General features: G+C 59.1%; 6 protein-coding genes. 3 read left to right on the top strand and 3 right to left on the bottom strand.

Annotation, left to right across the window (positions count from 1 at the left end; genetic code table 11):
* Nucleotides 1-747 (top strand): LptF/LptG family permease (locus tag VGG64_05175; GenBank protein HEY1598970.1); only part of this gene is annotated, 747 nt, incomplete at its 5' end.
* Between the two features lie 161 nt (nucleotides 748-908).
* Nucleotides 909-2,579 (top strand): AMP-binding protein, encoded by a 1,671-nt coding sequence (locus tag VGG64_05170; GenBank protein HEY1598969.1) that lies wholly within the window; start codon nucleotides 909-911, stop codon nucleotides 2,577-2,579.
* An 84-nt stretch (nucleotides 2,580-2,663) separates the two neighbouring features.
* Here the strand turns inward: VGG64_05170 and VGG64_05165 are convergent, their stop codons facing one another.
* The 3 genes from VGG64_05165 to VGG64_05155 form a co-directional block, all read right to left on the bottom strand.
* On the bottom strand, nucleotides 2,664-2,801 hold the full coding sequence (locus tag VGG64_05165; GenBank protein ID HEY1598968.1) for a hypothetical protein: 138 nt from the start codon (nucleotides 2,799-2,801) through the stop codon (nucleotides 2,664-2,666).
* A 425-nt stretch (nucleotides 2,802-3,226) separates the two neighbouring features.
* Entirely contained in the window at nucleotides 3,227-4,138 is a 912-nt protein-coding gene (locus VGG64_05160) for a rhomboid family intramembrane serine protease (protein HEY1598967.1), read from the bottom strand.
* Between the two features lie 740 nt (nucleotides 4,139-4,878).
* Complete coding sequence (locus VGG64_05155; GenBank protein ID HEY1598966.1) at nucleotides 4,879-6,231, bottom strand: DUF1501 domain-containing protein; 1,353 nt, start codon at nucleotides 6,229-6,231, stop codon at nucleotides 4,879-4,881.
* Nucleotides 6,232-6,818: 587 nt separating this feature from the next.
* Here VGG64_05155 and VGG64_05150 point away from each other — a divergent pair.
* Nucleotides 6,819-7,562: DUF5009 domain-containing protein (locus VGG64_05150; GenBank protein HEY1598965.1), on the top strand; the 744-nt coding region annotated here is incomplete at its 3' end.

Here is a 7,562-nt window from a genome sequence, read left to right as displayed (position 1 = left end):
CGCAAACAAATGAGCCGCGACTCGCGCGACTTGCTTGGTGATCAGGCCCAACAGTTCCGGCCGCGCCACGACAATCAGACAGGCATCCTATTGCGCGGCAATCGGACATATTCCAATGAGAAACGTGTCGAGGGGGCAAGTTTCCTGCTGCCGCCCGACTTCGGAGTCTGGGGAACCGAGCTGAGCGCCGCCAACGCGTATTATCTGCCGGCTGAAGGGGATCGGCCGGGCGGATACTTATTGAAGCAGGTCAAAGAACCGCCCGGTATCGCGGCCAAGCCATCGCTGCAGCTGGCAGGGCGGCCCATCGTTATTACCCCGCACGATGCCAACTGGCTGGCAGCCGACCATTGCTTTGTTGTCAGCGACGTCACCTTCGAGCAATTGACCGGCGGCCAACAGTGGCGCCAGTTTTCCTCGGTTGCCGACATGGTCGCGGGGCTGAAGAATCCGAGTTTGGACTTCGGATCTGACGTGCGGGTGGCCATTCATGTTCGCATCGTACAACCGCTGCTGGACGTGACGTTGTTGTTTCTGGGCCTACCACTGGTATTGGGGCGCGAGAGCCGCAATATGTATTTGTCGATCGGCATGTGCGTCGGTGTCGTTAGTGTCTATTCACTGACTGTCCTGTCCTGCCAATACCTCGGGACGGTGTATATGCTCAGCCCCTCATTGTCCGCCTGGTTGCCTCTGATGGCGTACGTGCCGATCGCCGTGGCGATGTTCGAGCGCGCCCGCCACTGAACCCGTCATGTCTGCGGCGGCAGGATCGCTTGCCTTCTACGGCCTTTGCCGGCAAGATTCATCATCGTCGTAGGGAATGTACGGCCGGAGTTCCTGCCTGCCGTACGGCGGGGCGAGCGTTGTTCGGACACTTCTCATCGCAGACGTCTGGGAGAAAGTTCATGGCGAGCGACGGAGCGACGCCGTGGGTCGCAGGTTTGACGATTGGCCAGGCATTGGTGCGAACGGCTCGCGCGTTTCCCGAACGCGATGCACTGGTCTTTCCCGCCCTAGGACAACGATGGACCTTCGCCGAATTCCTGGCCGAGGTGGACCGGGCGGCGCGCGGGCTGGTCGCACTCGGTATTGGCGCGGGTCAGCACGTGGCGATCTGGGCGACCAATGTACCGCAGTGGGTCGTCTTGCAGTTTGCCACGGCCCGCATCGGCGCCGTGCTGGTGACGATCAATCCCGCGTATCGGCCCTTCGAGCTGGAATACGTTCTGCGACAAAGCGACGCCGTGGCCCTATTCCTTGTTGACCGATTCAAGTCCTCGAACTACTTCGCCATGCTGGACGAAGTATGTCCCGAACTGGCAACAACGGCGCCGGGCACAGTAGCGAGCGATCGCTTTCCGAATCTGCGCTGGGTGGTCTCGCTTAAACGGGAAACGCCAGCAGGCGCGATCTCTTGGAATGACATGCTCGACCGGGCCGATCCCGCGGTTGATCTTACATTGCTTGGCGAGCAGCTTTCGCCGCTGGATCCAATCAACATTCAGTACACTTCGGGAACGACCGGTTTTCCGAAGGCTGCCACGTTGAGCCATCAAAACCTGCTGTACAATGCGTACTACGTTGGCGGCTGCCAACGGATGAGCGAAAACGATCGGATCTGCATTCCTGTGCCGTTCTACCATTGCTTTGGTTGCGTCTTGGCGAACATGTGTTCGATCGTTTATGGCGCGGCGATGGTCGTGCCTGCCGAATCGTTCGACCCCGGGGCCACGCTAGCCGCGATCGAGCGCGAGCGAGCTACGGTGTTGTATGGCGTGCCGACTATGTTTATCGCCCAGTTGCAGCACGAGACCTTCGGCAGCCGCGATTTGTCGAGCTTGCGCACGGGCATCATGTCGGGCAGCCCTTGCCCTATCGAAGTTATGCGACAGGTTGTCGATCGCATGGGGGCGCACGAAATCACGATTGCCTATGGTCAGACCGAAGCCTCGCCCGTCATCACGCAGACGCGCTCTGACGACCCGCTTGAACTACGCGTTGAAACCGTGGGACAGCCACTGCCAGGAGTGGAAGTGAAGCTGATCGATCCAGTCACGGGATGCGCAGTTCCTGACAGCATGCAGGGCGAACTCTGTGCACGGGGGCATGTCGTGATGCTGGGGTATTACGGCAATGCCGAAGCCACGGCCAGGGCCATCGACGCGGAGGGATGGTTGCATACGGGAGATTTAGCGGTGCGGCAAACGAACGGTTACTTCCGCATCACCGGTCGGATCAAAGACATGGTCATTCGCGGCGGAGAGAATATCTATCCACGCGAGATTGAGGAATTCTTGTTCACACATCCTGCCATCGAACAGGCCACGGTCGTGGGTGTGCCCGATCCGAAGTACGTCGAAGAACTCTGCGCCTGGATCAAGCTCAAGGCGGGGCTTGCACTTTGTGAAGCCGAAGTGCGCGATTTCTGCCGCGCGAAGTTGGCGCATTTCAAAGTGCCGCGGTACGTGAAGTTTGTCGACGCCTTTCCGCAAACTGTCACGGGCAAGATTCAGAAGTTCAAGATTCGCGAGCAGATGATCGAGGAATTGGGGCTGCAGGTGCATGAGACCGCTTGACACCCCAGCGACGCAGCCACATCGCAAAAAAAGAGGGGGACATAAAGCATGTCCCCCTCCGTACAAATTTTGGCGAATTTATAACTACTTGGTTTCACCGGCAGGAGCGGCGGCCGGCGTCTCGGCGGCCTTGGGAGCATCCTTCTTCTTGGCGGCGTCGCCGCAACCGATGGTCGACAGGCCCAGACCCAAAATCGCTGCCAGCGTGAACAACTTCTTCATGGAAATCTCTCCTTGTTAAAACAGATCATCGACTAATCGCCTGCGCCGGCGTCGAGCCGATGCATCAACGATTGATCACATTACCCTTCCCAAGACATCACTCGGCAAAACGTTGCAGGTTTGAGGCACGACAAAATTGTCCTGCTCTCTCCATTGCCCGCTCCGTACTTTGCAGTACACGATTATTAATTACCGTAAGTTACGGCGGACACTACTCTCCGCCATGCCCTTAGTCGTGCGCTATACGTAGCCGGAGAAAAGACTGCTGCGCGTTCGTTTCGTCTGCTCCGCTTGCGAATGAGGCCGCATTGTACGTCGGTCGCGGCGCCGCTGACAAGTGCCGCAAGCAATGGCGAGATTCTTTTTGCGGCAATGTCGCCCGCAAAGTCAACCTACGAAGCACAACACGTCGCCGGGCCAGGAAATCATAGGTTCAGGCGTCGCCAAATAGTGGGTGCAAAGGCCAGTGCCGCGCCCATCGCCAGTCCACCGGTATGAGCCGCGTTAGCGACGGAGCCGAAAAAACCAACGTAGCAGAGAATCAACCACAACATCATCACCATCACCGTCGTCGGGTACATGAAGAATCCGGAAGTGGGATCCGTGCGGCTTCGTATCCAAATGTAACCAAACAGCCCATAAGCGACGCCGGACATCCCGCCGAAGTTCGGTCCGACCCACCAGTTTTGACTGACGTTGGACACGATCGCGACTAGCAACACCATTGCCAGCATGCGCCAGGTCCCCAGTCGCAACTCGACCTGAGAGCCCAGATCGATTGTGGCAAACATGTTGAAGAGGAGGTGCATGGGGAACATGTGAATAAAGATGGGCGTCACGAGCCGCCACAATTGTCCCTGTAGCGTGGCCGAAAGTGGAGCAAAGCCTAAGACATGTCCATCGGCAACGACCGGAATTCGGAACCATAGCTCGCTCAGTCGTACGATGCCCTCGGCCGAATTACCGAAGCCGTAAATCAATGCCACACCGCAGCTGATCGCTACCAGCGACATCGTGACCGGACGGCGTCCGAGCCGGCCCGTGTCCCAACGATCGCGCATATCGATGACGTTCTTGCTGTAACGCTTCTCCCGGGCCGCTGCCTCCCGCTCCAGGCGTCGTGCCTGCTGAGTAGCCTGCTCGTAGCGTGCATCGGAGGGCGCACTAAGAAACTGTTCTAGCTCCTGGCGCCCCCGCTCGCGCTGGTCTTCCTCATAGACCCAGATCGAAGAGCCGTCCTCTTTCGCTTCAACGCGGCTGCGAATTCCAAGCGTCAACAGGTAATCGGCCAAGCGCTGGGCATCGCGCGCGTTCGGTACGGTTCCAATTTCCCGCATGCAGTCCCCCAGGGCGGCGTGTTGGCTGCGGTCATGACCGCAAACCCAATTCAGCGCATGTAACTGCGCTCAAGGCTACCGCGACCATCGTGCCGATCCAAGGGGCAGGCATCGACGCCCACGGCGTACGACCTCGGCCGAATTCGCCGAAATAAGGGATACGCAGCTTTGCCCGTCGGTACACGGACAGGGAAAAACCCGACTTGGGCGGTGGGCTTGCGCCATCCGCCCAAGCGCGGACGTCTTTCTGGCTAGGCGGTAGCCAGAGAAAACACGATATGACGCCCGAGGTTCATGCACAGGCATTTGCGCAGGCGGCAATAGTTAGTCCGACAGCGATTTGGCAACAAATTCGTTTCCGCATCCGTCGTGCCGTAATGCGCGGCCTGCCAAGTAGTAGGACTGGGACGGAAAGAGACAGCGATACCGGCAACGGCTACAAAGCTAGCGCCTCATTTCACCCATGAAGCAAGCCGTGTGCCAGCGTCCGAAGAACGGAAGAACATTCAACATAAGGGAATGCAGCCTATTACTTTGCACGTTTGCTTGCCGGCATCGTAATCTATCGCTGGCGTGTCCCATTGCTGGGATGTTGGGCAGAGACTGGGCGCGGGTTACGCAGCATCAACACCCAGTCAATCGGTGCGACGCGCGTGGTGCGAGCCGGGGTAATCGTGCCCAGGAATGTGAGAGATGCGCTAGCACATCGACCAGGCCAGCAGGTGGCGGATCGATTGGCCCTACACTAGCAACTCGCCGACCACGTCCCCCTTGGGAACGAGCCGGTGAGGACGCTGAAACTGGTCGTGAATGAACATGCCAGGGTCGATGCCAAGCGTGTGGTAGAGCGTCGAAATACAATCGCCCGGACTCATGGCATTGCGGGCCGGAAAGGCACCGATCTTGTCACTCGCGCCGTAAACCAGTCCCGGCTTGAATCCTCCGCCCGCAAACAGCACGCTGTAGCAGAAATTCCAGTGATCGCGGCCGGCATTGTTGGCATTGATCTTGGGCGTGCGGCCAAAGTCGCCGAGCACCGCCACAACAGTTCGCTCCAGCATACCGCGGTCGGCAAGGTCGGTTATCAGGCTGGTACAGGCTGCATCGAATTGCGGCAACAAAACTTTCTTGAGCGTCGCGAAGTTACCGCCGTGAGTATCCCAGGTGGCGTTGGCATCGGGCGCCCAGGAAATCGTGACCAATCTCGTGCCCGCCTCGATCATGCGCCGTGCCAAAAGGACACTTTGGCCATATATGTTTCGTCCATACGATTCGCGGACGCTGTCTGGTTCGGCCGACAAACGGAACGCCTGTTGTGTGGTCTCGGACGTCAACAGATCCAGTGCCCGCTGCTGGAACCTATCCATCGACTCTTGGGCCTGTCGTCCGGCGGCGGTTGAAAAGGAGCGGTCCACGTTCGACAGCAAATTTCGTCGCGCAGACAGCCGTTCGAGCGATACGTCGGCCAAGAGCGTCAACTCTGGCACGGCGAAGTCGGGCGAGTTCGGGTCCCGCAAGACAAAAAGCGGATCGTACGCGTGTCCCAGCAGACCGCCAAAGAAGCCAGGCTGTGGCGGACCGCCGGCCCCCTCCTTCGTGATATACGGGAGAGTGATGTGGGGCACGATCTGCCGGTCGGGCGGCCGCATCAAGGCCATGACCGACCCTGGCGATGGATTATCTGTCGGCAACGTTCCACCGCCGATTTCCCCCCGATCATGTCCTGTGAGAGCCGTATACACGGCGGCGGCATGGGCGTTGTTCACACCATGATGCATCGACCGGATGAGCGTTAGCCGGTGCATTTGGGTGGCCAGGCGGGGCAGGTGCTCAGAGAGTTGCACCCCAGGCAGGCTCGTGGCGATGGGCTGGAACTCACCGCGAATGCCGTCCGGTGCCGCAGGCTTCATGTCCCACATGTCCAGATGGCTGGGACCGCCATCCAGGAAAATAATGATGCAGGCGTCTGCCCGCGGACGAATTCCGCCGGCCGACACGGATTCCTCGGCCCTCAATAGTCGCGGCAACGATACGCCCGCAAGTCCGAGGGCTCCGATTTCGAGCATCTGCCGGCGAGAAAAATTTCGTGGCATGGCTGCGATGTCGCGTAGCAGTTTAACGGAACAGCGGCGGTAGGACGATTGGCGGCGGATGCTCGGGCGGACGACGTCAGTGTAAACCGTGGCGCTTGGGCCGACAATGAAATCTTGGCCCGGCGGGCTTGAGGTTTGAGGGCCAAACGGCGCACCGAGGGCCGACATCGCTCCTCGGTGGCGATATGTCTCTTGGCCCACACAGGATGTCAGCCGTGACAGCGGCCTAAAGGCAATCGCGACGGGCACCTAACGTGAGGCTACGACTGGGGCTCGTCAAAGAGGAGCTTTGCGACCAACGCAATCGGAACGACGATCGCGAACAGAACCACCAACACACCTGAAAGCGACCAAAGCACGTGTTGTCTCCCGAAATAAGCACCAGCTACTTGTCACCGAAAGCGTACCATCCTTGACGGGCTCCAGTTTATCCATGCTGACGGCGATTCGGAAGGGATTCGATCGCGACTTGTTCCCCAGAATCGTGATGGTCAGAATGGCGGGCTGCCTTGAATCAAGCGATCACGTCGGCGCGGTTAGGACCACTGCCCGCGCGGCGCAGCCTGCCGTCCGCAACTCGCAAACCCATGCCACACGAACCTGTTCCGGCCAAAACCGTGCACCGCTTGTTGTCGGTGGACGCGCTGCGCGGATTCGACATGTTCTGGATCATAGGCGCCGATAGCCTGGTGGCGGGCTTGCACAAGCTGTCGGATTGGCCGGTGGTGACCCTGGCCGCGAGACAATTACAGCACGCCAAGTGGCATGGGATCACGTTTTACGATCTGATCTTTCCGCTGTTTGTTTACATCATGGGCGTTTCAATCCCATTGGCCTTGGGCTCGCGCTTGGCCGAGCCCGGCAACCGGCGATCGCTGTACTTGCGCATCTTCCGCCGAGCTTTGCTGCTGTATTTGCTCGGCGTGTTCTACTACGGTGGGCTGGCCAATCACTGGCACGAGATCCGCTGGGTTGGCGTGCTGCAGCGGATCGCAGCTTGTTACTTCTGCGGCGCGATCATATTTCTGAACGTTCGACCGCGCGGGCAATTGGCATTACTTGCAGCGCTGTTGCTCGGCTACTGGGCCCTGATGACTTGGGTGCCGGTACCCGGTTTCGATTTGGGGGATTTCTCTCAGGAAGGAAACGTTGCGGGCTACATCGATCGGCTTTTATTGCCCGGGCGGGCTTGGTATCGCCAATGGGGTTGGGATCCCGAAGGATTGCTTAGCACCCTGCCCGCGATCGGCACGTGCTTGCTAGGAGTGTTGACCGGTGAGCTGCTGCGTGACGAACGACGGACGCCGCAAAGAAAGGTTGGAGTTTTGGCC

It is taken from the genome of Pirellulales bacterium (genome assembly GCA_036490175.1).
Lineage (GTDB): Bacteria > Planctomycetota > Planctomycetia > Pirellulales > JACPPG01 > JACPPG01.
Note: the sequence above shows the minus strand (reverse complement) of the source record. Positions and strands in the feature narration are given on the sequence as shown.

Excerpts from the sequence above, each read along its gene's own strand:
- VGG64_05155 (HEY1598966.1), bottom strand. The coding sequence starts at position 6,231 with ATGCCACGAAATTTTTCTCGCCGGCAGATGCTCGAAATCGGAGCCCTC.
- VGG64_05170 (HEY1598969.1), top strand. The coding sequence starts at position 909 with ATGGCGAGCGACGGAGCGACGCCGTGGGTCGCAGGTTTGACGATTGGC.
- VGG64_05165 (HEY1598968.1), bottom strand. The coding sequence starts at position 2,801 with ATGAAGAAGTTGTTCACGCTGGCAGCGATTTTGGGTCTGGGCCTGTCG.
- VGG64_05160 (HEY1598967.1), bottom strand. The coding sequence starts at position 4,138 with ATGCGGGAAATTGGAACCGTACCGAACGCGCGCGATGCCCAGCGCTTG.